Source organism: Salmonella sp. NW38 (assembly GCF_051807745.1).
GTDB lineage: Bacteria > Pseudomonadota > Gammaproteobacteria > Enterobacterales > Enterobacteriaceae > Salmonella > Salmonella enterica.
This window is the reverse complement of sequence record NZ_JAMMTO010000007.1, coordinates 130179-153457: the sequence shown is the minus strand read 5'-3', so window position 1 is coordinate 153457 and position 23279 is coordinate 130179. Positions and strand designations below refer to the sequence as shown.

The following is a 23279-nucleotide window of genomic DNA, read 5'->3' as shown; positions in this document are numbered from 1 at the left end:
TCTGCTGTTAGTACTAACGGTCAGGTTGAGCTTTTATTATGAGCTTAATGTCATATTGTACGGGCTCGGGTTTATATGTTTTTAACATTTGATTATTTAGCTTATGCCTGTGCTTTAAATAACTGACATGTTGGTAATAATATTGTTATAACTAACCGTGATTATCGAATGGACGCTGTCGTATATCCTGGTGCAGAGAGTCAGCGCCGGGCATCTAAATATTTACATATTTAACTTGGCCTCATTGCAATAGAGATTAGTTTTGTAGCTATCTTACTGCATTTTTTGGGGGTGTAAATGCTGCTTATTATATCTTCATGGTTAATGGTCTGATAATTACACCATCAGAACCATTTTTCTCGAAGATTTCCACTAAATGACCATTCGTTGAAAGTTTAAGAGTGTAATTTGTCTTAGGTTCCAAAATATAAATGAAAGACTGTTTTTAATGGTGCGCTTATTTTTATATTTTTTTGCAAAATAATGATATCGTCTTTTCTTTACACCCTTCAGCTATAGCGTCAAAAAGGCAGGGGGTTATGAGCAGTATCATCCTCAGGCTGGCCCCCAGGCATTATATCGATATCAGGAGGAAGAGAAGAGGTATGCCAGGCAGAAGCTAACAAGCGTGACTGTTTCGGTGTAGACCGTTCAGGCAAATAGTTCCCAGAGGGAACGGATGATGTATAAATATGAATAAAATGCCGGCCTTAATCCACAGGGTTAAAGCCGGAAGGAGATAGTGTCATCTGGATGGATTGTTACGCTGTGAATAAGGCAATATCGATTTACCAGTCATCATAGCGATGACAAGTTCACAAAAATCGTGTTATATAATCAGCCTTACTTTAAATTACCAGAGATATCAGTATAAGCTGTCTTCCTGACAGAACAATGATATTGAATAGCCTCCCATCCTGATATAGCGTGTTAATGCGCAGTCTGAATTTTAAATTATTACAATTTTAATAAAAATCTTTACTTGAGTGACAGATACAAAAAATGTTAATGGTTCGCCATTTTTATGAATGTCGATGGCGTAGTTTTAAAATATTTTTTGAAACATTGAATGAAATAGGACGTGCTGTCATAACCACATTTTAATGCTACAGCATTAACATTATGGTTGCCTATGCGTAAAAGTTTTGCTGCCTGATTCATTCTTGCCGATAAGTAGATGTCGCTAAAGCTGGTACCTTCTTCTGCAAGTTTCCGTTTGAGCGTTGACGTACTCATAAATATATGATCGGCAACATCCGTAAGCTTCCACTGTCTACTGGGTGACGAAGATATAATGTTGTAAACGCGCTCCTTTAACGTTATCTGAGCCGAGCTAAGGATGATCTCATAACTCTCCGGGAGTCGGAGAAAAGCAGTAAGCAGGAACAGCAGAAAATAAGGAATTAACTCTTCATTTTCAATACAACTTTTGTTGTTACAGTTACTGCAACCTTTGCTTGTATCCTTCGTACAGGAGAACGCCGTTTTCAGATGTTCAAATACCTCTCTTCTGGCAGGAAAGTCAGGCGTATAGAAGATTTTCTGCGCTTTCTCTGTGGGTACCGCCATTTTGGTTTGCTGCTCGTTTGGGATAAGTGCATAGAGAGCGCCAAGTCGTTGCGTCGGTATCTCGAGTATATCGAAATCCATATGGCCATTGACTTCTTCAAGCGTCACGCTAACTACCTGCTCTTTTTTGAGCACCAACATCCCAGGTTCGTCACAGTAAATCGTATCGTGATTATTGCTAATCGTCAGTTTACCGCTCCGAAAGCAAACTAAAGTGAAACTGCTTACATAAAGATTTTTGATGGTAACCTGCTGAGTCTGACTTTTAATTTGCTGCCGGGTATTTGTCAAAAGTGATTTTAATTTCTGTAAGTTATCTGCGGCAGGACGCTGATGACTATTACTTACAAAGGTTACATTTTCCATATTATCCCTTTGTTGATGTTATTTTAATGTTCCTTACTGGTATCCTACTGAAAAAATCTGAGTTGTAAATGCTCTTTATTAGCGTGTGTTGGCAATGGTCTGATTGTTACACCAAAAGAACCCAAATTTGGGTAATTTATCTACAGTAGTTTAAGCCCCAATGGGGATGATGGTTCTTTTAATATGTGTTGAGACGCATTATACAGAATAAATTGATTTTATTTCTCACTTTTCATTCTATTTTCATCAGGAATCCCTGTGTCCTGTGCGGTAATCTGCTGCTATCGAGAACGACAGACATCGCTAACAGTATATATGGAAACATCAAAAGAGAAGACGATAACAAGCCCAGGGCCATACATAGTTCGATTACTTAACAGCTCACTGAACGGCTGTGAGTTTCCATTGCTGACAGGCCGAACACTCTTTGTGGTAGGTCAGAGTGATGCGCTCACTGCTTCAGGCCAACTCCCTGATATACCTGCCGATAGCTTTTTTATCCCGCTGGACCATGGCGGAGTAAATTTTGAAATCCAGGTGGATACGGATGCGACCGAAATTATACTCCATGAGCTGAAAGAAGGAAATTCTGAATCTCGTTCGGTGCAATTAAATACGCCAATACAGGTCGGTGAATTGCTTATCCTGATTCGCCCGGAAAGCGAGCCGTGGGTGCCCGAGCAGCCTGAAAAGTTAGAAACGTCTGCAAAAAAGAACGAGCCGCGTTTTAAAAACGGAATTGTAGCAGCACTGGCCGGGTTTTTTATATTGGGAATTGGGACGGTGGGGACGTTATGGATACTTAACTCGCCGCAGCGGCAGGCCGCAGAGCTCGATTCGTTATTGGGGCAGGAGAAGGAGCGCTTTCAGGTGTTGCCAGGACGGGACAAAATGCTCTATGTCGCTGCGCAAAATGAAAGAGATACGCTGTGGGCTCGTCAGGTTTTAGCGAGGGGCGATTATGATAAAAATGCGCGAGTGATTAACGAAAACGAAGAAAATAAGCGTATCTCTACCTGGCTGGATACCTATTATCCTCAGCTGGCTTATTATCGGCTTCATTTCGATGAGCCGCGTAAACCCGTTTTCTGGCTAAGCCGCCAGCGAAACACGATGAGCAAGAAAGAGCTCGAGGTGTTAAGTCAAAAGCTGAGAGCGCTAATGCCCTACGCGGATTCGGTTAACATCACGTTGATGGACGATGTTACCGCAGCAGGCCAGGCGGAAGCGGGGCTAAAACAGCAGGCGTTACCTTATTCCCGCAGGAATCATAAGGGGGGCGTAACGTTTGTTATTCAGGGGGCGCTCGATGATGTAGAAATACTCAGAGCTCGTCAATTTGTCGATAGCTATTACCGCACATGGGGAGGACGCTATGTGCAGTTTGCGATCGAATTAAAAGATGACTGGCTCAAGGGGCGCTCATTTCAGTACGGGGCGGAAGGTTATATCAAAATGAGCCCAGGCCATTGGTATTTCCCAAGCCCACTTTAATTTAACGCAAATAAGGAAGTCATTATGCCAACACCTTGGTCAGGCTATCTGGATGAAGTTTCAGCAAAATTTGATACGGGCGTTGATAATCTACAAACGCAGGTAACAGAGGCGCTGGATAAATTAGCAGCAAAACCCTCCGATCCGGCGCTACTGGCGGCGTATCAGAGTAAGCTCTCGGAATATAACTTGTACCGTAACGCGCAATCGAACACGGTAAAAGTCTTTAAGGATATTGATGCTGCCATTATTCAGAACTTCCGTTAATCAGTTATAAGGTGGATTATGTCGATTGCAACTATTGTCCCTGAGAATGCCGTTATAGGGCAGGCGGTCAATATCAGGTCTATGGAGACGGACATTGTCTCGCTGGATGACCGGCTACTCCAGGCTTTTTCTGGTTCGGCGATTGCCACGGCTGTGGATAAACAGACGATTACCAACAGGATTGAGGACCCTAATCTGGTGACGGATCCTAAAGAGCTGGCTATTTCGCAAGAGATGATTTCAGATTATAACCTGTATGTTTCTATGGTAAGTACCCTTACTCGTAAAGGAGTCGGGGCTGTTGAAACGCTATTACGCTCATGATTCGTCGATATCTATATACCTTTCTGCTGGTAATGACCCTTGCCGGCTGTAAGGATAAGGATCTTTTAAAAGGACTGGACCAGGAACAGGCTAATGAGGTCATTGCCGTTCTGCAAATGCACAATATAGAGGCGAATAAAATTGATAGCGGAAAATTGGGCTATAGCATTACCGTTGCTGAGCCTGATTTTACCGCTGCGGTGTACTGGATTAAAACTTATCAGCTTCCTCCCCGGCCACGGGTGGAAATAGCGCAGATGTTCCCGGCGGATTCGCTGGTATCGTCTCCGCGAGCTGAAAAGGCCAGGTTATATTCGGCTATTGAACAGCGACTGGAACAGTCATTACAGACGATGGAGGGCGTGCTCTCCGCCAGGGTCCATATTAGTTATGATATTGATGCTGGTGAAAATGGCCGTCCGCCAAAACCTGTTCATCTGTCGGCATTAGCCGTATATGAACGAGGTTCGCCGCTTGCGCATCAGATCAGCGATATCAAGCGTTTCTTAAAGAATAGTTTTGCCGATGTGGATTATGACAACATTTCTGTTGTGTTGTCAGAACGTTCTGATGCCCAATTACAGGCTCCCGGCACACCAGTAAAACGTAATTCTTTTGCAACCAGTTGGATTGTGTTGATTATTTTGTTATCCGTGATGTCAGCAGGCTTTGGCGTCTGGTATTACAAAAACCATTATGCCCGCAATAAGAAAGGCATAACGGCTGATGATAAGGCGAAATCGTCAAATGAATAGGCAGCCATTACCCATTATCTGGCAAAGAATCATTTTTGATCCGTTATCGTATATCCATCCTCAGCGGTTGCAGATAGCGCCGGAAATGATTGTCAGACCCGCCGCCAGGGCGGCGGCAAATGAGTTAATACTGGCGGCATGGCGGCTTAAGAACGCAGAAAAGGAGTGTATTCAAAACTCACTGACGCAGCTGTGGCTGCGTCAGTGGCGCCGACTGCCGCAAGTAGCGTATTTACTCGGTTGCCATAAACTGAGAGCCGATCTGGCAAGGCAGGGAGCCTTGCTTGGCCTGCCGGATTGGGCGCAAGCATTTTTGGCAATGCATCAGGGAACAAGTTTATCTGTCTGCAATAAGGCGCCGAATCACCGGTTTTTACTTAGCGTCGGGTATGCACAGTTAAATGCCCTGAATGAATTTTTACCTGAATCTTTAGCACAGCGTTTTCCTTTGCTTTTTCCTCCATTTATTGAGGAGGCATCGAAGCAGGATGCTGTAGAAATGTCAATTTTGCTACTGGCCTTACAATATGCTCAAAAATATCCCAATTCCGTCCCCGCTTTCTCCTGTTGAGGGGATACTGATAAAGCGTAAAACGCTGGAACGTTATTTCTCTATTGAAAGATTAGAACAGCAGGCGCATCAACGGGCTAAGCGTATTTTGCGAGAGGCGGAAGAAGAGGCAAAGACCTTGCGGATGTACGCCTATCAGGAAGGTTACGAGCAGGGAATGATAGACGCGTTACAGCAGGTCGCCGCTTATCTTACTGATAATCAGACAATGGCCTGGAAGTGGATGGAAAAAATACAGATTTATGCCCGCGAGTTATTTTCAGCTGCGGTCGATCATCCCGAAACGCTTTTAACCGTCCTGGATGAGTGGCTGAGGGATTTCGATAAGCCGGAGGGGCAACTTTTTTTAACACTGCCAGTTAATGCGAAAAAAGATCACCAAAAACTGATGGTGTTGCTTATGGAGAACTGGCCAGGCACTTTTAATCTTAAATATCATCAGGAACAGCGCTTTATCATGAGTTGCGGCGATCAGATCGCAGAATTTTCACCTGAACAATTTGTTGAAACGGCAGTAGGCGTCATTAAGCATCATCTTGATGAACTTCCACAAGACTGCCGGACAATTTCTGATAACGCCATTAACGCACTTATTGATGAATGGAAGACAAAAACGCAAGCATTGTAAAATGGAGGTTATAAGGTGATACCGGGTACGATTCCGACTTCTTATTTGGTCCCGACAGCGGATACTGAAGCGACGGGTGTGGTTTCGTTGAGTACCAGGGCCGCTATGCTGAATAATGTGGATAGCGCGCCTTTAAGCAATGGCGGCGACGTTGATCTTTATGATGCATTCTACCAACGACTTTTGGCGCTTCCTGAGTCAGCCTCTTCTGAAACGCTTAAAGATAGCATTTATCAAGAGATGAATGCCTTCAAAGATCCTAAAAGTGGTGATTCGGCTTTTGTTTCTTTTGAGCAGCAAACGGCTATGCTACAAAACATGTTAGCAAAAGTTGAACCGGGCACCCATTTATATGAGGCTTTAAACGGGGTATTAGTTGGTACAATGAATGCACAGTCACAAATGACCTCCTGGATGCAGGAGATTATTTTATCGGGCGGGGAAAACAAAGAGGCAATTGACTGGTGAACCCCCCATTGCTGGCGATTTGTGATAAGGTATGGTGTATATATCAGCAAATAATGCAGAAAATGCACCATGCCAGTGTATCTATCTTATTGATGTATATGGATTATTAAGGTATCTACCAGGCGTTTTATTCTGAAATGATTATATTAATATTGTAAGCTTCCATTACAAAATTGTGCATAAAGTTTGTAAGAGTATCTTTTTGTGACGAAATGAACGCGCGTTGGAATGTAATTATTGGCTATAATAATAAAAAAATCGGATTTAAATCATCTCTGTGAGTTTTAATTATTTGTTTATAAGAATATAACGATTTTGAGTTCCTTATAGCACACAGGATAAAATATGGTATTGCCTTCAATGAATAAATCAGTTGAGGCCATTAGCAATAATCACCTTCAACAGCCGAACAAATTTCCATTAATAAATGGATTAGCTGACGTAAGAGACTATTATGTCGCAAACTGCTTATTATTTAAACTTAATAAAGGCAGTTTGCGAATTGAAAACGAATTTGGGGAGTTCATCGAACAATCTGCGCCGTGTTTATTTTTATTGGAAAAAGATCAAACAATCACTCTTAGTATGAGCGAAATAGAAGGGCATATTGATTTTTCTTCACTGGAAGTTTCCTATGACTTAATGCAAAAATTCTACAAAGTTTTTTACAGTACAAGAAACTATAATGATCGAGAGCTATCATTAAAAACGAAACCAAAGTATTTTTTTCATGCGGACTTGTTGCCAGGGATGAGTGATACTTTTGACTCTATTTTGCATGGTGTGGCATGTCCACGGGTTTGTAGTAATGTGAGTATTGATGATCATGATTATTCATATTTCTCATTGATGTATCTTATATCGGCATTTGTACGTAAGCCCGGTGGGTTTGATTTCCTTGAGCGAGCAATAAAAATTACGACAAAAGAGAAAGTTTATAACATTATTATCAGCGATCTCACCCGCAAATGGTCACAGGCTGAGGTGGCAGGAAAGCTGTTTATGAGCGTATCAAGTCTGAAGCGAAAACTGGCCGCTGAAGAGGTGAGTTTTAGCAAAATATACCTGGATGCTCGTATGAATCAGGCTATAAAATTATTACGTATGGGGGCTGGAAATATTTCACAAGTCGCGACGATGTGTGGCTATGATACGCCTTCTTATTTTATCGCTATTTTTAAACGGCATTTTAAGATTACACCGCTTAGCTTTATGCGTACAATGAACCATTGATTTGTGAAATTATTTTAAACGTTACTATCTGTTTGCGTTACAGATACCAAATATTTTTTAATCGTAGTGTATATTTCAGTATCGCTACACCAGTGATATGTAGTTAATGAAAGGGAATCGAAAGCGTTCATTGTCAGACATACATGGCCACCAGGCGCCGGGCAATCGTTGTACTCTAAGAGATTACAGTAAAGTAAAACAGCAAATTTAATCATTATCAGATTTGTAAAAGGAATTCATTTCGGTAACGACATTGCGCATGTAATAACGTATCTGGTCTTATTACCTTTGTAGTAAGAAGGCGTTATCTACTTGCGCAGTAGTCGCCCAGGAAGAAAAATCATTACCGAAGCTGTGGTCAGTTTTCAAAAAAGGATAAATAAATGAGAAATGTAATTATATACGGTATTAACTGGACTAATTGTTATGCCCTTCAGTCTATTTTTAAGCAAAAATATCCGGAAAAGTGCGTTAAAACGTGTAACTCATTAACCGCACTTTTGCATTCTCTATCCGATATGCCGGACGCCGGGCTGATTTTAGCTTTGAACCCGCATGAGCATGTTTATCTTTTTCATGCGTTGCAAACGCGGTTGCAGAACCGTAAAGTTTTGGTAGTGGCAGATCGCTTGTATTATATCGATCGCTGTGTGCTGCAATATTTTGGCGTTATGGATTATGTTTTAAAAGATGAACTATCCTGCGCTATCCGCTCGGATCGAGAGAAGCTTCGTCTTCCGGAAGCCTGGCTGCGTTTCTGCCACAGGCCACAAAAGAAAACCGTGGTTGCTACGTATGCTTTTAATGCCGGCGAAACGCCGGAAGAGGTATTGTTTAATATCAATCAATACGCCTGGTGGAATCTACCTCCCGGCGTCACTCAGGCGAAATATGCGCTGCTGATATTATTATCCTCCGGACATCCGGCAATTGAACTGGCGAAAAAATTTGGTCTGGGAACAAAAACCGTCAGTATTTATCGTAAGAAGGTTATGTATCGTTTGGGGATGGACTCTTCGCCGCTATCTCTGTTCCGGGGACTGAAACTAGACGCGCATTTACAGCGCACAGCTTTTGCACATAACCCTGCTGTACCTGACGATAATTGCGCGTTACCGATTGCAGTAGGAATGAATTAAACTATTTTTTATGTGACAATCATGCTCTTGTATTACGTGTAGTTATAGATTTATTTTTTGCTGGGATATTACAGATCTTGTGAGTAATAATCACATTGTGCTGGGTTAGCCAAACTCTGAAAAAATTTCGAAACAGGAAAAATATGGGGAGTAAAGCAGCTCATCTTTACGCTTGTCGCAAAGAAATTTAAAGATAGCTGCTTACCATACTGACCAACAATAGATATAGGGTGGCTTTCTACTACAACTGCCGTATTTATTTTCTGAACGCAGCTTTTAACCTTGCGCCTCTGGTACGATTTCATTACGCCTGTCGCGCCATGTTGCGTAAATAAATACCGCAATAAACACGATGGCAAATAATACCACGATGGTCGGCGCTGGCGCGCTATCAAGATAAAAAGACAGATAGACGCCCGCAAAAGCGGTAATAACTGACAGACTCACCGCTAATCCCAGCGCGCGCGCAAAGCGTCGCGTCAGCAAAATGGCAATTGCGCCGGGGGCGATAAGCAATGAAATCGACAGAATAATACCCACCGATTTCAGCGTGGCGACGATAGTCAGCGCAATCATACATAGCAGGCCATAATGCAGTAGCGTGATATTCAGCCCGCTGGCTTTCGCCTGGTGCGGGTCAAAAGCGTGTAGCAGGAGATCTTTCCATTTCAGCCCAATGATTAACGCAATACCCAGTGCAATAACTGACGTTTGTACGATATCCCCCAGCGATACGCCCAGCATATCCCCAAACAGGATGTGATCCAGATGCACTTCCGATTGAATAGAAACATAGAGCACCAGACCTGCGCCAAACATCCCGGAAAAGACGATGCCCATCACCGTATCACGTTTGATGCGGCTGTTATCGTCCAGATAGCCGGTCGCGATAGCGCAAAATAATCCGGCAATGAAAGCGCCAATCGCCAGGGGGATCCCCACAATATATGCCAGCACGACCCCGGGGAATACCGCATGACTCATTGCGTCGCCCATTAACGCCCAGCCTTTTAACACTAAAAACACGGACAGCAAGGCGCAGGGAATCGCTACAATGACCGAAACCATAAGGGCGTTCACCATAAAATCAAACTGAAAGGGTTCCAGTAACGTTGTTAAGAACATGTCGGCTCCTTCTGCAGGCGGGCGCGTCGACGGTTGGCTAACAGACCGTGTTTCGGGGCGAAAATAAAGGCCGTGATGAACAGTAAGGTTTGCATGACGACAATAATTCCGCCAGTGGCGCCATCCAGCCAGTAGCTAAGCCATGCGCCCAGAAAACTGGTCAGGCTGCCAATCACGACGGCAATCATGAGCAGACGTGGAAAACGGTCGGTGAGTAACCAGGCTGTCGCGCCCGGCGTGACGACGAGACAGATCACCAGGAACGCCCCAACGGTTTGCAGGGCCGCCACGGTGGAGACGGACAATAGAGTGAAAAACAACAGCTTTAGTCGACCCGGATTAAGCCCGATAGAACGCGCATGAGTTTCATCGAAAAAGACGACCATCAGATCTTTCCACTTTAACAGCAGAATCGTCAGCGAGACTGCGCCGATAATCGCCAGTTGCGCAATATCCGCTGGCGCGATCGCCAGCACGTTGCCGAGAATAATCGTCTGGATATTCACCGACATCGGATTGAGCGACACCATAAAAAGGCCGACGCCAAAAAAAGAGGAGAAGATAAGCCCGATAATCGCGTCTTCTTTCAGGCGTGAGCGTTGGTTAAGAAAGAGCATACTGCCTGCCGCCAGTCCGCCGGAAAGAAACGCGCCGAGCGAGAAGGGCAGCCCTAACATCCAGGCGCCAGCGACGCCAGGCACAATAGAGTGAGATAGCGCATCGCCAATGAGCGACCAGCCTTTGAGCATCAAATAGCAGGAGAGAAACGCGCACAGACCGCCCACCATTGCGGAGACCCACATCGCGTTGAGCATATACTGGTAGCCAAACGGCTCAACAAGCCAGTTCATGACGATTTTCCTCCGCTGGCCACGCGCCGGGAAATAAAGGGGCGCTCGTCATCGGTGATGATGTGCTCTTCACCTCCGCTTAGCGCGATATGACGTAGAACGCCGCTAAACGCCTGTTCCAGATTCGCGGCGGTAAACGTGGTTTCGGTAGGGCCGCTGGCCAGTACGGTTCCTTTAATCATTACCGTATAGTCGCAAAACTCGGTGACGGAGCCGAGATTATGCGTTGAGACCAGCATCGTGCGGCCTTCATCGCGCAGTTCCCGCAGTAGATCGATGATTCGCGCTTCGGTTTTTACATCCACGCCGGTAAAAGGTTCATCCAGCAGGATTACCTGTCCATCCTGGGCGATGGCCCTGGCAAGAAACACACGTTTTTTCTGCCCGCCGGACAGCTCGCCAATCTGCCTGTGACGATACTCCTGCATATCCACCCGCGCCAGCGCGGCGTCAACACAGGCGTGATCATGCGCAGTGGGACGGCGTAGCCAGCCCATATGGCCGTAGCGTCCCATCATCACCACATCTTCTACCAGCACCGGAAATGACCAGTCCACTTCTTCCGATTGCGGAACATAAGCAATGAGGTTTTTTTTCAGCGCCTTGTTGACTGACTGTTGCAGGATAGTGATATCGCCCTGCGCAAGATGCACAAAGCCCATTAACGCTTTAAATAACGTAGACTTACCGGAACCATTTACGCCTACCAGCGCGGCGATTGAACCGCCAGGCACCTGAAAAGTGGCGTCCCGTAGGGCGGTATGACCGTTGCGATACGTCACCGTGACTTGATCAACGGTAATCGCAGATTGACTCATTGTTGACTCCTCAGTCCGTCGTTAATGCCGTTGACGATGGTTTCGGTCGTGACGCGCAGCAGATCCAGATAGGTTGGCACAGGGCCGTCAGCGGCGCTCAGAGAATCGACATACAGTACGCCGCCATAATGCGCGCCGGATTCACGCGCGACCTGGCGGGCCGGTTTATCGGAAACCGTACTCTCGCTAAAGATGGCGGGAATATGGTGCTTTTTAATGGTATCAATCACTTTACGCACCTGTTTTGGCGTCCCCTGTTGATCGGCGTTAATTGGCCAGAGATAAAGCTCTTTCATGTCGTTATCGCGCGCCAGGTAAGAGAACGCGCCTTCACTGGTGACCAGCCAGCGCTGATCGGCAGGAATTTTTTCCAGCTCGGCACGCAACGGATCGGCCATCTGGCGAATTTTCGCTTTATAGCGTTCGGCATTTTGCTTATAGATCTGCGCATTATCCGGATCGTACTTCACCAGGGCATCGCGAATGTTATCGACATAAATCAGCGCGTTTTCTGCCGACATCCAGGCGTGCGGGTTCGGTTTACCGTTATACGGGCCTTCGGTAATGCCCATCGGTTTGACGCCGGTGGAGACGACGACTTCCGGTACGCCGGAAAGGTGCTGATAAAAGCGGGCGAACCATCGCTCCAGGTTCAGACCATTCGCGAGGATAAGCTGTGCCCCCTGCGCTCGTTTAATATCGCCGGGCGTTGGCTGATACTCATGGATTTCAGCGCCGGGCTTGGTAATTGAGCTGACTTCCGCTGCGTCGCCCGCCACGTTTTTCGCCATGTCGGCAATAACGGTAAACGTGGTGATGACTTTAAATTTCTCTTTTGCATAGGCTGGCGATAGCGCGAGTATTGCAACAATACCGGCAATCAGGAGTGTTTTCAGACGATGTAGATTCGTCATAGTATCCCTCGCAACAATGTGGTTAATTAATCATCGAATATAGCCTTTGCTATGTTATATAGCACAAGGTATGAATAAATGAAAATAATTCTTATTTGCGAAATGGCGACGATATGCAGTGATAGTACTAAAGAGGGATAAGGTGTAAAATAAATACACCTTAATGTTCGGAGAGAGCACGATGCCTGGTAAACGTATCGCTCGTGAAAAACTGACGATCAAAAAAATGATCGCGCTGTATGAAAGCCAGTGCCCACAGGCGTCAGCGGTGCAGGGGCATTACGAGGCGCTGTTCGCCTACGCGCAAAAACGTCTTGATAAATGCGTATTTGGCGAGGAAAAACCCGCCTGTAAGCAGTGCCCGGTGCACTGCTATCAGCCGGCTAAACGCGAGGAGATGAAGCAGATTATGCGTTGGGCAGGTCCGCGAATGCTTTGGCGGCATCCTGTCCTGACCTTGCGGCACCTTATCGACGATAAGCGCCCCGTTCCGGAATTGCCGGAAAAATATCAGCGCAAGAAGTGAAGGGGAAGCGCCAGGCCTACGGCGCGCATCATCTCCAGGCCGGATCAGATCCGGCAACCCGTTACGCTAACGCGTCTTTATCAATACCCAATCGCTTCATACGCGACAGCAGGGTGGTTCGTTTAAGCCCCAGACGCTGCGCCGCGCCTTTTGGTCCAGCCACTACGCCATTGGTCTCTTTCAGCACGCGTATAATAAGCTGATATTCATCTTCGCCTTCTTTGGCGCTTTCAGTCGCAACAGGCGAGGTATCGGGCGTTACGGCGGTAATATCCGGCAGCGACAGTTGTAGCACATTGCCGCGCGTCAGCAGCACGGCGCGCTCGACGACATTCTCCAGCTCGCGAACGTTCCCCGGCCATTCCATGCTGCTGAGCGTGCGCAGTGTTTCGGCGGGAATGCTGTCGATATTACGCCCCATTCGGCGGGCGATTTTGAAGGTGAACGCTTTGACCAGTAGTGGTATATCTTCCGGACGTTCGCGTAACGGAGGAAGCTGGATCGGAAAAACATTCAGCCGATAGTAGAGATCGTTACGGAATTCGCGATCGGCGACCATTTTTTTCAGATCGCGGTTAGTCGCGGCGATCAGCCGCACGTCGGTCTGGATCAGTTTATTGCTGCCGAGACGTTCAAACTCTTGCTCCTGAAGGACACGCAGCAGCTTAGGCTGTAGCTCCAGCGGCATGTCGCCCACTTCATCCAGAAACAGCGAGCTTTTATCCGCCAGCTCGAAACGGCCAATCCGCTGCGCGCTGGCGCCGGTAAACGCGCCGCGCTCATGACCAAACAAATCGCTTTCCAGCAGCCCCGCCGGCATCGCGGCGCAGTTCATCTTTACCATCCTGCGCCCGCTACGTCCGCTCAGGTTGTGAATGGCGCGGGCAATCAACTCTTTACCGGTTCCCGTTTCGCCCAGAATCAGTACGGTACTGTCGCTTTGCGCCACCATCTCAACCTGCTTTAGCACGTTGTACATCGCTTCGCTGCGTCCGATGATCTCGCCAAACTCGCTGTCGACGTTATTAAGCTGCTCTGTGAGCGCCAGATTTTCGTCGACCAGGCGTTCCTTCAGACGGTGGATTTCCTGATAGGCCAGCGCATTATCCACGGCAATGGCTACCCGTTCGGCAATCTGACGCAGCAGCTTGAGGTTGGCGGTGGTAAACACTTTTTCTTCGCACTGGGCCAGTTTGAGCACGCCAAGCATCGTCTTGCCGGACATCAACGGCAGCAGGCAAAGCGTCTGGATCTGATTGCCCCAGGTATCGAACAGCATGCGTTCGTACGGGGCAAGCGGATCGCGTTCGTTGAGGTTGATAAGCAGCATCTCTTTACTTTTAAAGACGCGCTCCGTGAGCGTGCCGGCTTCGTCGACTTCGCTCTGTTCGTGCGCCGGATGATGCTCATCAAGATAGTGGGTGGAGTAGATATTCAGCTTATTTTTGCGATGGCTGCGCAACACGATGCTGATTGCGTCGATATTGAAATAGTGGTGGATCTCTTTTGCGACTTCGCTTACCAGCTCATCAATATCCAGACGCGACAGGACGGCGTTGGTGATCGCAACCAGAATACGGAAGTTATCGCGTTCGCGGCACAACAGATCATAATCGACATTATTGTTTACCCGGTTTTGAATTTGCTCGGCGACCACGCCGACAATTTGGGTAAACGTATGCAGACGGTCATATTCCTTTTCACTCCAGGGGCGATCTTCCTGACGGATGAATTCGCAGCCGCCGAAAATACGGCCCTCCGCGGCTAAAGGAAGCAGACAGTAATGACCAAATTCAGGGTAGAGGCCGCTCGCGGCAAGCTGCGGCCAGGTTTCGGTAAACTCATGGAAATTACAGTGCAATGCATCGGGGCGAGAAAGGATGCGACGTACCGGGCCGTGCGCCAGTACGGTTTCATCTTCATATTCAACAGGACGGCCATTTTCTCGCGTCGCATAATATTGTGCGCGTTGCGACTGCGCCTGCCATAGCACAATGCCGGCGCTGTCGGCGAGCGCTGAACGCTTTACCAGTTGTGAAAGCGCTTCACTGAGCGACGCCAAATCGGGCTGCTGCAATAAGGTACGAGTGATATCGAACAAGCCTTGCTGTCCAAGATCGCTCATGGGTGTATACGACATGTTGCTTTTCCAGGAAAATACCGCAAAACGGTGCGAAAACGGTAAATGAATTATAGGTATAAGTCGTAAGTTATTGCCGGATGGCTGACCGCAAACTCGCTGGTCACACACTCCGTAGGCCTGATAAGCAAAGCGCCATCAGGCGTTCATGCAGCGTTAATGCCGGATGTCGACGCAAATGCGTCTTATCCGGCCTACAGTATGCTGCCAACAGGCTGCTAGCATATACGAGGTAATGGTTCGGCGTGTGGCAAATCAAGGGTTCGCTTCACGCCATAGAGTCCGGCTAAGCGAACGCCTTTGCGTTCCACGACTTCGCCAATCAGCGCCGCATCACGTCCCAGCGGATGCGCGCGTAATGCCGCCAACGCCCGATCTGCGGCCTGCCGTTCAACGGCAATCACCAGTTTTCCTTCGTTGGCAAAGTTCAGGGCATCCAGCCCCAACAGCTCGCAGACGCCGCGCACGGCAGGTTTGAGCGGCAGTGCGGATTCGGACAATTCAATACCGTAACCGCAGGACGCCGCAAACTCATGGGCGACCGCATTCACGCCGCCGCGCGTGGCGTCACGCAATGCCTTCACTCCGTCAATATGACGCAGCGTCTGAATAAGCGGCGTTAATACTGCGCAGTCGCTCGCCAGCTCGCCATCCAGTCCCAGTTGCTCACGCAGGTTGAGGATAGTGGCGCCGTGATCGCCAAGCGTACCGCTGACTAACAGCACATCGCCAACGTTCAGCGTTTGCGCGCCCCAGTGAATATCGGCGGGAATCGCCCCCATGCCGGCAGTGTTGATAAACAATTTATCCGCCGCGCCGCGCTGCACAACTTTGGTGTCGCCGGTTACAATGGCGATACCCGCTTCCCGCGCGGTCGCCGCCATGCTATTGACCACGCTTTTTAACGTCTCCATCGGCAGCCCTTCTTCAAGGATAAAGCCGCAGGAGAGATAGCGGGGGATCGCGCCGCTCACCGCAACGTCGTTCGCCGTACCGCAAATCGCCAGTTTGCCGATATTGCCGCCGGGGAAAAAGAGCGGATCGATCACATAGCTATCGGTAGAAAACGCCAGACGGTCGCCCTCCGCCGTCAGCTGCGCCAGCTCCAGACGCGCCTGATCTTCTTGTTCCGCCAGCCACGGGTTGGCAAAGGCCTCCATAAACAGGCTATTAATCAACTGTTGCATAGCCTGGCCGCCGCTGCCGTGGGCGAGTTGTATATTGTTCAAACTTCACACTCCTGCTGACGATACTGATACCAGGCGGCGCATGCGCCTTCGGAAGAGACCATCAGCGCGCCGAACGCGGTCTCTGGATTACATGTTTTACCAAATAGCGGGCACTGATGCGGCTTGCATCTGCCGGTCAGCACTTCGCCGCAGCGGGCGCGCGGATCGTCATAGACCTGCTGCGGCGCTGGGCGGAAATGCGCTTCGGCGTCAAAGCGCTGATACTCTGGCGTCAGGTGGACGCCGGAGGATTCAATCACGCCCAGACCGCGCCACTCGCTATCGCCATTAACGCAGAACACATCGGCGATGGCCTGCTGCGCCAGCATGTTTCCGGCATCCGGCACCACGCGACGGTATTGGTTTTCAACCTGGCTTAGGGCCGCTATTTTCTGCTCAACCAGCATGACCACGCCTTGCAGTAGATCAAGCGGTTCGAATCCAGCCACCACCAGCGGGCGATTAAAATCGGCGGCGATAAACTGGTACGCCTCGGTGCCGATGACCATGCTGACGTGGCCTGGCGCAAGAAAGGCGTCAATGCCGTTGTCCGGCTGCTCCAGTAAGCTACGCAGCGTCGGGATCAGCGTAATGTGCTGGCAGAAAAAGTAGAAGTTTCGCACGTCACGCTGTTTTGCCTGCTGCAGCGTGATGGCGGTGGTCGGCATGGTGGTTTCAAAGCCCAGCCCGAAAAATACCACTTTGCGGGTCGGGTTATCCTGCGCCAGCTTCAGCGCGTCCATCGGAGAGTAAACAATACGGACATCCGCGCCGCGCGCTTTAGCCTGCAACAGAGAACCCTGTTTCCCCGGCACGCGCATGGCATCGCCAAAGGTGCAGAAAATCACCTCCGGATGGCTGGCGATTTCCACGCAACTGTCGATGCGTCCCATCGGCAGCACGCAGACCGGACAACCGGGACCGTGAATAAACTCCACGTTTTCGGGCAGTAACTGATCGAGACCAAATTTAAAAATCGCGTGGGTATGACCCCCGCAGACTTCCATAATGCGCAACGGACGTTCGGCAGTGTAAGGAAGAAGGGCGGCGCGTTCACGCAGGTGTTCAATGAGCTGCATCACCTGTTCCGGCGCACGGTACTCGTCAACAAAACGCATTATCTCTCCTCACCATACAGCAGTGCGCCGACGTCCGGCTCAACATCAAACATATTTTGTAGCGCGTCGAGCGTGTCGCGCGCTTCCGCTTCGTTAATGACGCTCATGGCGAATCCGACATGAACCAGCACCCACTGACCCAGACGCGGCTGACCGTTTTCATCACAACTGCCAACTAATGTGAGATCGACGTCGCGCTGAATGCCGCAGACGTCAACTTTTGCCTGATTGCCGTCAATGGCGCGGATTTGACCCGGCACGCCTATGCACATCGCTGCACCTCCAGCCAGGCCAGCCACTGATCCATGCCTTCGCCGCTGGTGGCGGAAATCAGGATAATTTCAATCTCCGGGTTCACTTCACGCGCGCTGGCGATGCACTTCTCAACGTCAAAATTGAGGTAGGGCAGCAGATCGACTTTATTGAGCAGCATGAGCGACGCAGCGGCAAACATATGGGGATATTTCAGCGGCTTATCTTCACCTTCGGTTACGGAAAGCACTGCGACTTTATGCTTTTCGCCCAGATCGAAGCTGGCCGGGCAGACAAGGTTACCGACGTTTTCGATAAACAGAATACCATGGTCATCCAGCGGCAGGCGCGGCGCGGCGTCGGCGATCATTTGCGCGTCAAGATGGCAGCCTTTACCGGTGTTGACCTGAATGGCGGGCGTGCCGGTAGCACGGATGCGGGCGGCGTCGTTCACTGTCTGCTGGTCGCCTTCAATCACCGCGCACGGTACACGGTCTTTCAATTTCATCAGCGTTTCGGTCAGCAGGGTGGTTTTACCGGACCCGGGGCTGGACACCAGGTTGAGCACCAGTTGCTGGCGGGCGGCGAAACGGGCGCGGTTGCGCTCAGCCAGACGATTATTTTTGTCCAGCACGTCGATTTCAACCTCCAGCATCCGCCGCTGACTCATACCAGGCGCGTGGGTTCCGGCTTCGCCGTGGCCGTAATGCAGATCGCCTTCTGCGGTCTGACTTGGGGCAAAGTCAGGCGTTTTAATGCCGGTAATATTCAGCGCCGGGCGAGCCGCTGGGGCAAAGGGCGCGCTACGAAACGCTGAGTGCGGATTATGTTCATCGCCTTCTATATAAAGGTTGCCTTCAGCGCAACCGCAAGTCGTACACATCGCTTACTCCTGATCTTTTTCTTGTTACAGGCTTTCTGCCGGATGGCGACGCGAGCGTCTATCCGGCATTAATCTTCAGTTTCATCAATCTCTATGCGCCGAATTTGTAAGCCGTCATCGGCCACAATTCGCAGCGTATCGCTATGACATTGCGGACAACGACGTACACGGTGGGTTAACAACGTGACATATTGTTGACAATGCTCACACCAGCATTCGGCTTCCTGTTCTTCGAGGTGCAGTTTACAACCTTCTGCTATCGTGCCGCGGCATACCAGATCAAAACAAAAGGAAAGAGCGCTGGTTTCCACGCAAGAAAATGCGCCAATTTTGATCCAGACGGCTGTCACACGTTTTGCACCGTATGCTGAAGCCTGTTGTTCAATCAATTCCAGTGCCCGTTGGCAGAGGGTGATTTCGTGCATATCGCCTCCCGTAGTGGTTGCCCCTGTAAAGCAATATTTATGCCAATATTTTTATCCCCTGGCAGGTTAATGTCGACGATGACGAAATGACATGTCGTCACCGCGTCGAAACGGCAGTTACTGTGCGCGTCTGCCATTAAAAACAATAAGTTAAAAATTGGCATGGAAAATGCTTAACGCAGGCATCTCTGTTAAACGGGTAACCTGACATGACTATTTGGGAAATAAGCGAAAAGGCCGATTACATCGCGCAACGGCATCGTCGCCTACAGGACCAGTGGCATATTTACTGCAACTCGCTGGTTCAGGGGATCACCCTCTCGAAAGCGCGCCTGCATCACGCAATGAGCTGCGCGCCGGAAAGGGATCTTTGCTTTGTCCTGTTTGAGCACTTTCGTATTTACGTCGCGTTGGCGGATGGTTTTAACAGCCACACCATTGAGTACTACGTTGAAACCAAAGATGGCGAAGATAAGCAATTGATTGCACAGGCGCAGCTCGATATCGACGGCAAGGTTGACGAACGGGTTAATAACCGCGATCGCGAGCAGGTGCTGGAGCACTATCTGGAAAAAATCGCCAGCGTTTACGACAGCCTCTATACCGCTGTAGAAACCAATTCGCCGGTTAATTTGCGTCAATTGGTAAAGGGAAACAGCCCGGCGGTATAAGCCTGAGGTGTTGCCCGCTTTGATTCTCGATATGGCGTTGCGCCATGTCATGAATGTTTTGGGGATGGGCGTGTCGATAAGTGTCGAAAATGACATTTCAACGGCATGTTTTCGTCAAAAATGACAATCACCTGAGGAATGCCTGGTGAATCGTTTTGTAATTGCTGACTCCACTCTCTGTATCGGCTGCCACACCTGTGAGGCCGCCTGTTCAGAGACGCATCGCCAGCATGGCCTGCAGTCAATGCCGCGCCTGAAAGTGATGCTGAATGAAAAAGAATCTGCGCCGCAGCTTTGTCACCACTGTGAAGATGCGCCATGCGCCACGGTATGCCCGGTTAACGCGATTAATCGCGTTGACGGCGCTGTCCAGCTTAATGAAAGCCTGTGCGTGAGCTGCAAACTGTGCGGTATTGCCTGTCCGTTTGGCGCTATTGAGTTTTCCGGCAGCCGTCCGCTGCATATTCCGGCGAACGCCAATACGCCGAAAGCGCCGCCCGCGCCGCCAGCGCCTGCGCGCGTCAGTACGTTGCTCGACTGGGTGCCGGGCGTGCGCGCTATCGCGGTGAAATGCGACCTGTGCAGCTTTGACGAGCAAGGCCCGGCCTGCGTGCGGATGTGCCCGACTAAAGCGCTACACCTGGTAGAGAACACGGATATCGCCCGCGCCAGCAAACGTAAACGTGAGCTGACGTTTAATACCGATTTTGGCGATCTCACCTTGTTTCAGCAGGCTCAGAGTGGGGATGCATAATGAGTTCACTTTCACTGATTACTAGCGGCGTCGCGTGGTTTGCCGCCGCCGCCGTTCTGGCGTTTCTGTTTTCGTTTCATAAAGCGCTGAGCGGCTGGATTGCCGGTATCGGCGGCGCGGTCGGCAGCCTGTGTACGGCAGGCGCGGGGTTCACCGCGCTGACCAGCGCCGTTACGGTGAGCGGCGTGATGCCGTTTACCGGTCACATGCTGCAAATAACGCCGCTGAATGCTATCTGGCTGATTACGCTGGGGCTGTGCGGTCTGTTCGTCAGCCTGTTCAATATCGACTGGCATCGCCATCCACAGGTAAAAGCCAACGGACTGTTGATCAACCTGCTGATGGCGACAGCCGTCTGCGCTGTGGTCGCCAGTAACCTGGGGACGATGGTGGTGATGGCGGAAATCATGGCGCTCTGCGCCGTGTTCCTTACCGGCGGTAGCAAAGAGGGCAAACTGTGGTTTGCGCTGGGCCGTCTCGGTACGCTGCTGCTGGCAATCGCCTGCTGGCTGGTGTGGCAGCGCTACGGCACGCTGGATCTGGGGCTGCTGGATCAACGCGCTCAGCAACTGCCGCTGGGCTCCGATATCTGGCTGCTCGGTGTTATCGGCTTTGGTCTGCTGGCCGGGATTATCCCGCTACACGGTTGGGTGCCGCAGGCGCACGCCAACGCCAGCGCTCCCGCCGCCGCGCTGTTCTCGACCGTGGTGATGAAAATCGGGCTGCTGGGCATTCTCACGCTATCTCTGCTTGGCGGCAATGCGCCGCTGTGGTGGGGCGTGGCGCTGTTGGTGCTTGGGATGATCACCGCCTTTGTCGGTGGTTTGTACGCGCTGATGGAGCATAACATTCAGCGCCTGCTGGCCTACCACACGCTGGAAAATATCGGCATCATTTTGCTCGGTCTGGGCGCAGGCGTTACCGGGATTGCTCTCAATCAGCCGGTACTGATCGCGCTGGGTCTGACCGGCGGGCTCTATCACCTGCTGAACCATAGCCTGTTCAAAAGCGTGCTGTTTCTGGGCGCGGGCAGCATCTGGTTCCGTACCGGTCATCGCGATATCGAAAAACTGGGCGGTATTGGTAAACGGATGCCGGTTATTTCTATCGCCATGCTGGTCGGTCTGATGGCGATGGCTGCGTTGCCGCCGCTGAACGGCTTTGCCGGCGAGTGGGTGATTTACCAGTCCTTCTTCAAACTGGGCAACAGCGGCGCGTTTGTTGGTCGTCTGTTAGGACCGCTGCTGGCGGTTGGCCTGGCGATTACCGGCGCGCTGGCGGTGATGTGTATGGCGAAAGTTTACGGCGTGACGTTCCTTGGCGCGCCGCGCACGAAGGAAGCTGAAAATGCCAGCTGCGCGCCGATCCTGATGGGCGTCAGCGTGGTGGCATTGGCGATTTGCTGCGTACTGGGCGGGGTTGCCGCGCCGTGGCTGCTGCCGATGATTTCCACTGCGGTACCGTTGCCGCTGGAAACCGCGCACACCACCGTATCGCAGCCGATGATCACGCTGCTGTTGGTCGCCTGTCCGCTACTGCCGTTCATCATTATGGCGATGTTCAAAGGCAACCGTCTGCCGTCGCGTTCTCGCGGCGCGGCCTGGGTGTGCGGCTACGACCATGAGCAGTCGATGGTGATTACCGCGCACGGTTTCGCCATGCCGGTGAAAGAGGCCTTTGCCCCGGTACTTAAACTGCGTAAATGGCTGAACCCGGTATCGCTGGTGCCGGGCTGGCAGAACGCGGCGGCAGCGGTGCTGTTCCGTCGTCTGGCGCTGATTGAGCTGGCGGTGCTGGTGGTGATTGTGGTTTCACGAGGAGCCTGAAAATGAGTGTGTTTTATCCGTTAATTCAGGCGCTGGTGCTATTTGCCGTTGCGCCATTGCTGTCCGGTATTACTCGCGTGGCGCGCGCCCGTCTACACAATCGCCGAGGGCCGGGCGTGTTGCAGGAGTACCGCGACATTATCAAACTGCTCGGTCGTCAGAGTATTGCGCCCGCGGATTCCGGCTGGGTTTTTCGCCTGACGCCGTTTGTGATGGTCGGCGTGATGCTGACTATCGCCACCGCACTGCCGGTCGTCACCGTTGGATCTCCGTTGCCGCAACTGGGTGATTTAATCACCCTGATTTACCTGTTCGCCATCGCGCGCTTCTTCTTCTCTATTGCAGGCCTGGATACCGGCAGTCCGTTCACCGCGATCGGCGCCAGCCGTGAAGCGATGCTCGGCGTGCTGGTGGAGCCGATTCTGCTGCTGGGTCTGTGGGTCGCCGCGCAGGTGGCGGGTTCAACTCATATCAGCAATATCGCCGATACCATTTATCACTGGCCTGTCGCGCGCAGTATTCCGCTGATTCTGGCGCTGTGCGCCTGCGCCTTCGCCACCTTTATCGAAATGGGCAAGCTGCCGTTCGACCTGGCGGAAGCGGAGCAGGAGTTGCAGGAAGGGCCGTTGACCGAATACAGCGGTAGCGGCTTTGCGGTGCTGAAATGGGGCATCAGCCTGAAACAACTGGTGGTGCTGCAAATGTTCGTCGGCGTGTTTCTGCCGTGGGGACAAATGGAAACCTTCAGCGCAGGCGGACTGTTGCTGGCGCTGGTGATTGCCGTCGTCAAGCTGATTGTCGGCGTACTGGTGATCGCCCTGTTTGAAAACAGCATGGCGCGACTGCGTTTTTGCGCCACTTCACGCGTGACCTGGGCCGGTTTTGGGTTTGCGTTTTTAGCCTTCGTCTCCTTGCTGGCGGCGTGATTTAAGA

General features: G+C 50.4%; 25 protein-coding genes. 14 read left to right on the top strand and 11 right to left on the bottom strand.

The features are described from left to right. Positions 1-1005: 1005 nt before the first annotated feature. Entirely contained in the window at positions 1006-1935 is a 930-nt protein-coding gene (gene hilD / locus NA624_RS14010) for a transcriptional regulator HilD (RefSeq protein WP_000432701.1), read from the bottom strand. Positions 1936-2250: 315 nt separating this feature from the next. Here hilD and prgH point away from each other — a divergent pair, with 315 nt between their 5' ends. The 9 genes from prgH to sprB all read left to right on the top strand — a co-directional run bounded on the left by prgH (position 2251) and on the right by sprB (position 8814). Then, complete coding sequence (prgH, locus tag NA624_RS14005) at positions 2251-3429, top strand: type III secretion system inner membrane ring protein PrgH (protein WP_000450196.1); 1179 nt, start codon at positions 2251-2253, stop codon at positions 3427-3429. Positions 3430-3453: 24 nt separating this feature from the next. Then, positions 3454-3696: a type III secretion system needle filament protein PrgI gene (prgI, locus tag NA624_RS14000; protein WP_001143113.1), complete on the top strand. Its 243-nt coding sequence runs from the start codon at positions 3454-3456 to the stop codon at positions 3694-3696. Positions 3697-3714: 18 nt separating this feature from the next. Beyond that, positions 3715-4020 carry a type III secretion system inner rod protein PrgJ gene (gene prgJ / locus NA624_RS13995; RefSeq protein WP_000020431.1) on the top strand — a complete coding sequence of 102 codons (306 nt, stop codon included), beginning with the start codon at positions 3715-3717 and terminating at the stop codon, positions 4018-4020. Next, complete coding sequence (gene prgK / locus NA624_RS13990) at positions 4017-4775, top strand: type III secretion system inner membrane ring lipoprotein PrgK (protein ID WP_000621238.1); 759 nt, start codon at positions 4017-4019, stop codon at positions 4773-4775. The genes prgJ and prgK overlap by 4 nt, the downstream gene beginning before the upstream one ends. After that, positions 4747-5346: an oxygen-regulated invasion protein OrgA gene (gene orgA / locus NA624_RS13985; RefSeq protein ID WP_077905449.1), complete on the top strand. Its 600-nt coding sequence runs from the start codon at positions 4747-4749 to the stop codon at positions 5344-5346. Before prgK ends, orgA begins: the two co-directional genes overlap by 29 nt. Beyond that, a complete protein-coding gene (gene orgB / locus NA624_RS13980) occupies positions 5303-5974 on the top strand; it encodes a type III secretion system linker protein OrgB (protein ID WP_000916655.1) in 672 nt (223 codons plus the stop codon). Before orgA ends, orgB begins: the two co-directional genes overlap by 44 nt. A gap of 15 nt (positions 5975-5989) precedes the next feature. Further along, positions 5990-6442: a type III secretion system effector protein OrgC gene (locus tag NA624_RS13975; RefSeq protein WP_000612183.1), complete on the top strand. Its 453-nt coding sequence runs from the start codon at positions 5990-5992 to the stop codon at positions 6440-6442. 345 nt (positions 6443-6787) lie between these two features. Continuing rightward, positions 6788-7675, top strand: a complete 888-nt coding sequence (hilC, locus tag NA624_RS13970) for an invasion transcriptional regulator HilC (protein WP_000243998.1) — start codon at positions 6788-6790, stop codon at positions 7673-7675. 383 nt (positions 7676-8058) lie between these two features. After that, a complete protein-coding gene (gene sprB / locus NA624_RS13965) occupies positions 8059-8814 on the top strand; it encodes a transcriptional regulator SprB (protein WP_001246670.1) in 756 nt (251 codons plus the stop codon). A 276-nt stretch (positions 8815-9090) separates the two neighbouring features. Here sprB and sitD read toward each other — a convergent pair whose 3' ends face one another. Genes sitD through sitA form a run of 4 tightly spaced genes read right to left on the bottom strand, consistent with a single transcriptional unit; the run spans position 9091 to position 12522 of the window. Continuing rightward, a complete protein-coding gene (sitD, locus tag NA624_RS13960) occupies positions 9091-9939 on the bottom strand; it encodes an iron/manganese ABC transporter permease subunit SitD (RefSeq protein WP_000480205.1) in 849 nt (282 codons plus the stop codon). After that, positions 9930-10790, bottom strand: a complete 861-nt coding sequence (sitC, locus tag NA624_RS13955) for an iron/manganese ABC transporter permease subunit SitC (RefSeq protein ID WP_001104336.1) — start codon at positions 10788-10790, stop codon at positions 9930-9932. The genes sitD and sitC overlap by 10 nt, the downstream gene beginning before the upstream one ends. Next, complete coding sequence (sitB, locus tag NA624_RS13950; RefSeq protein ID WP_000083153.1) at positions 10787-11608, bottom strand: iron/manganese ABC transporter ATP-binding protein SitB; 822 nt, start codon at positions 11606-11608, stop codon at positions 10787-10789. The genes sitC and sitB overlap by 4 nt, the downstream gene beginning before the upstream one ends. Beyond that, positions 11605-12522: an iron/manganese ABC transporter substrate-binding protein SitA gene (gene sitA / locus NA624_RS13945; protein WP_000182930.1), complete on the bottom strand. Its 918-nt coding sequence runs from the start codon at positions 12520-12522 to the stop codon at positions 11605-11607. Before sitA ends, sitB begins: the two co-directional genes overlap by 4 nt. Positions 12523-12703: 181 nt before the next feature. On the opposite strand from sitA, the gene NA624_RS13940 reads away from it, so the two are divergent. After that, on the top strand, positions 12704-13048 hold the full coding sequence (locus tag NA624_RS13940; protein WP_001117943.1) for a nitrous oxide-stimulated promoter family protein: 345 nt from the start codon (positions 12704-12706) through the stop codon (positions 13046-13048). Positions 13049-13109: 61 nt separating this feature from the next. Here the strand turns inward: NA624_RS13940 and flhA are convergent, their stop codons facing one another. From flhA to hypA, 6 genes are all read right to left on the bottom strand, one after another. Further along, positions 13110-15188: a formate hydrogenlyase transcriptional activator FlhA gene (gene flhA, locus NA624_RS13935; RefSeq protein WP_000122692.1), complete on the bottom strand. Its 2079-nt coding sequence runs from the start codon at positions 15186-15188 to the stop codon at positions 13110-13112. Positions 15189-15406: 218 nt separating this feature from the next. After that, on the bottom strand, positions 15407-16417 hold the full coding sequence (gene hypE, locus NA624_RS13930; protein ID WP_001059957.1) for a hydrogenase expression/formation protein HypE: 1011 nt from the start codon (positions 16415-16417) through the stop codon (positions 15407-15409). Then, positions 16414-17535, bottom strand: coding sequence for a hydrogenase formation protein HypD (hypD, locus tag NA624_RS13925; protein ID WP_001212962.1), 1122 nt, complete (start codon positions 17533-17535; stop codon positions 16414-16416). The genes hypE and hypD overlap by 4 nt, the downstream gene beginning before the upstream one ends. Then, a complete protein-coding gene (hypC, locus tag NA624_RS13920) occupies positions 17535-17807 on the bottom strand; it encodes a hydrogenase 3 maturation protein HypC (protein ID WP_000334871.1) in 273 nt (90 codons plus the stop codon). The genes hypD and hypC overlap by 1 nt, the downstream gene beginning before the upstream one ends. Then, the gene (gene hypB / locus NA624_RS13915) at positions 17798-18670 is read right to left on the bottom strand and encodes a hydrogenase nickel incorporation protein HypB (protein ID WP_000337637.1); all 873 of its coding nucleotides are present in this window, start codon (positions 18668-18670) and stop codon (positions 17798-17800) included. The genes hypC and hypB overlap by 10 nt, the downstream gene beginning before the upstream one ends. Positions 18671-18738: 68 nt before the next feature. Beyond that, the gene (gene hypA, locus NA624_RS13910) at positions 18739-19095 is read right to left on the bottom strand and encodes a hydrogenase maturation nickel metallochaperone HypA (RefSeq protein WP_000544461.1); all 357 of its coding nucleotides are present in this window, start codon (positions 19093-19095) and stop codon (positions 18739-18741) included. Between the two features lie 209 nt (positions 19096-19304). Here hypA and hycA point away from each other — a divergent pair, with 209 nt between their 5' ends. From hycA to NA624_RS13890, 4 genes are all read left to right on the top strand, one after another. Then, entirely contained in the window at positions 19305-19766 is a 462-nt protein-coding gene (gene hycA / locus NA624_RS13905) for a formate hydrogenlyase regulator HycA (RefSeq protein WP_000158075.1), read from the top strand. Positions 19767-19911: 145 nt separating this feature from the next. Then, positions 19912-20520 (top strand): formate hydrogenlyase subunit HycB, encoded by a 609-nt coding sequence (hycB, locus tag NA624_RS13900; RefSeq protein ID WP_001079164.1) that lies wholly within the window; start codon positions 19912-19914, stop codon positions 20518-20520. Further along, entirely contained in the window at positions 20520-22346 is a 1827-nt protein-coding gene (gene hycC, locus NA624_RS13895; RefSeq protein ID WP_000097051.1) for a formate hydrogenlyase subunit 3, read from the top strand. Before hycB ends, hycC begins: the two co-directional genes overlap by 1 nt. Positions 22347-22348: 2 nt before the next feature. After that, complete coding sequence (locus NA624_RS13890; protein ID WP_000110563.1) at positions 22349-23272, top strand: respiratory chain complex I subunit 1 family protein; 924 nt, start codon at positions 22349-22351, stop codon at positions 23270-23272. Positions 23273-23279: the final 7 nt, after the last annotated feature.

What these genes read in the sequence shown, in the direction of transcription:
- prgK (WP_000621238.1), top strand. Translation starts at nt 4,017, where the DNA reads ATGATTCGTCGATATCTATATACCTTTCTGCTGGTAATGACCCTTGCC.
- NA624_RS13940 (WP_001117943.1), top strand. Translation starts at nt 12,704, where the DNA reads ATGCCTGGTAAACGTATCGCTCGTGAAAAACTGACGATCAAAAAAATG.
- orgB (WP_000916655.1), top strand. Translation starts at nt 5,303, where the DNA reads ATGCTCAAAAATATCCCAATTCCGTCCCCGCTTTCTCCTGTTGAGGGG.
- sitD (WP_000480205.1), bottom strand. Translation starts at nt 9,939, where the DNA reads ATGTTCTTAACAACGTTACTGGAACCCTTTCAGTTTGATTTTATGGTG.
- sprB (WP_001246670.1), top strand. Translation starts at nt 8,059, where the DNA reads ATGAGAAATGTAATTATATACGGTATTAACTGGACTAATTGTTATGCC.
- NA624_RS13890 (WP_000110563.1), top strand. Translation starts at nt 22,349, where the DNA reads ATGAGTGTGTTTTATCCGTTAATTCAGGCGCTGGTGCTATTTGCCGTT.
- orgA (WP_077905449.1), top strand. Translation starts at nt 4,747, where the DNA reads ATGATAAGGCGAAATCGTCAAATGAATAGGCAGCCATTACCCATTATC.
- prgJ (WP_000020431.1), top strand. Translation starts at nt 3,715, where the DNA reads ATGTCGATTGCAACTATTGTCCCTGAGAATGCCGTTATAGGGCAGGCG.
- hycC (WP_000097051.1), top strand. Translation starts at nt 20,520, where the DNA reads ATGAGTTCACTTTCACTGATTACTAGCGGCGTCGCGTGGTTTGCCGCC.
- prgI (WP_001143113.1), top strand. Translation starts at nt 3,454, where the DNA reads ATGCCAACACCTTGGTCAGGCTATCTGGATGAAGTTTCAGCAAAATTT.
- hilC (WP_000243998.1), top strand. Translation starts at nt 6,788, where the DNA reads ATGGTATTGCCTTCAATGAATAAATCAGTTGAGGCCATTAGCAATAAT.
- prgH (WP_000450196.1), top strand. Translation starts at nt 2,251, where the DNA reads ATGGAAACATCAAAAGAGAAGACGATAACAAGCCCAGGGCCATACATA.
- hypB (WP_000337637.1), bottom strand. Translation starts at nt 18,670, where the DNA reads ATGTGTACGACTTGCGGTTGCGCTGAAGGCAACCTTTATATAGAAGGC.
- sitA (WP_000182930.1), bottom strand. Translation starts at nt 12,522, where the DNA reads ATGACGAATCTACATCGTCTGAAAACACTCCTGATTGCCGGTATTGTT.
- hypD (WP_001212962.1), bottom strand. Translation starts at nt 17,535, where the DNA reads ATGCGTTTTGTTGACGAGTACCGTGCGCCGGAACAGGTGATGCAGCTC.
- sitB (WP_000083153.1), bottom strand. Translation starts at nt 11,608, where the DNA reads ATGAGTCAATCTGCGATTACCGTTGATCAAGTCACGGTGACGTATCGC.
- hycA (WP_000158075.1), top strand. Translation starts at nt 19,305, where the DNA reads ATGACTATTTGGGAAATAAGCGAAAAGGCCGATTACATCGCGCAACGG.
- hilD (WP_000432701.1), bottom strand. Translation starts at nt 1,935, where the DNA reads ATGGAAAATGTAACCTTTGTAAGTAATAGTCATCAGCGTCCTGCCGCA.
- hypA (WP_000544461.1), bottom strand. Translation starts at nt 19,095, where the DNA reads ATGCACGAAATCACCCTCTGCCAACGGGCACTGGAATTGATTGAACAA.
- hypC (WP_000334871.1), bottom strand. Translation starts at nt 17,807, where the DNA reads ATGTGCATAGGCGTGCCGGGTCAAATCCGCGCCATTGACGGCAATCAG.
- flhA (WP_000122692.1), bottom strand. Translation starts at nt 15,188, where the DNA reads ATGTCGTATACACCCATGAGCGATCTTGGACAGCAAGGCTTGTTCGAT.
- sitC (WP_001104336.1), bottom strand. Translation starts at nt 10,790, where the DNA reads ATGAACTGGCTTGTTGAGCCGTTTGGCTACCAGTATATGCTCAACGCG.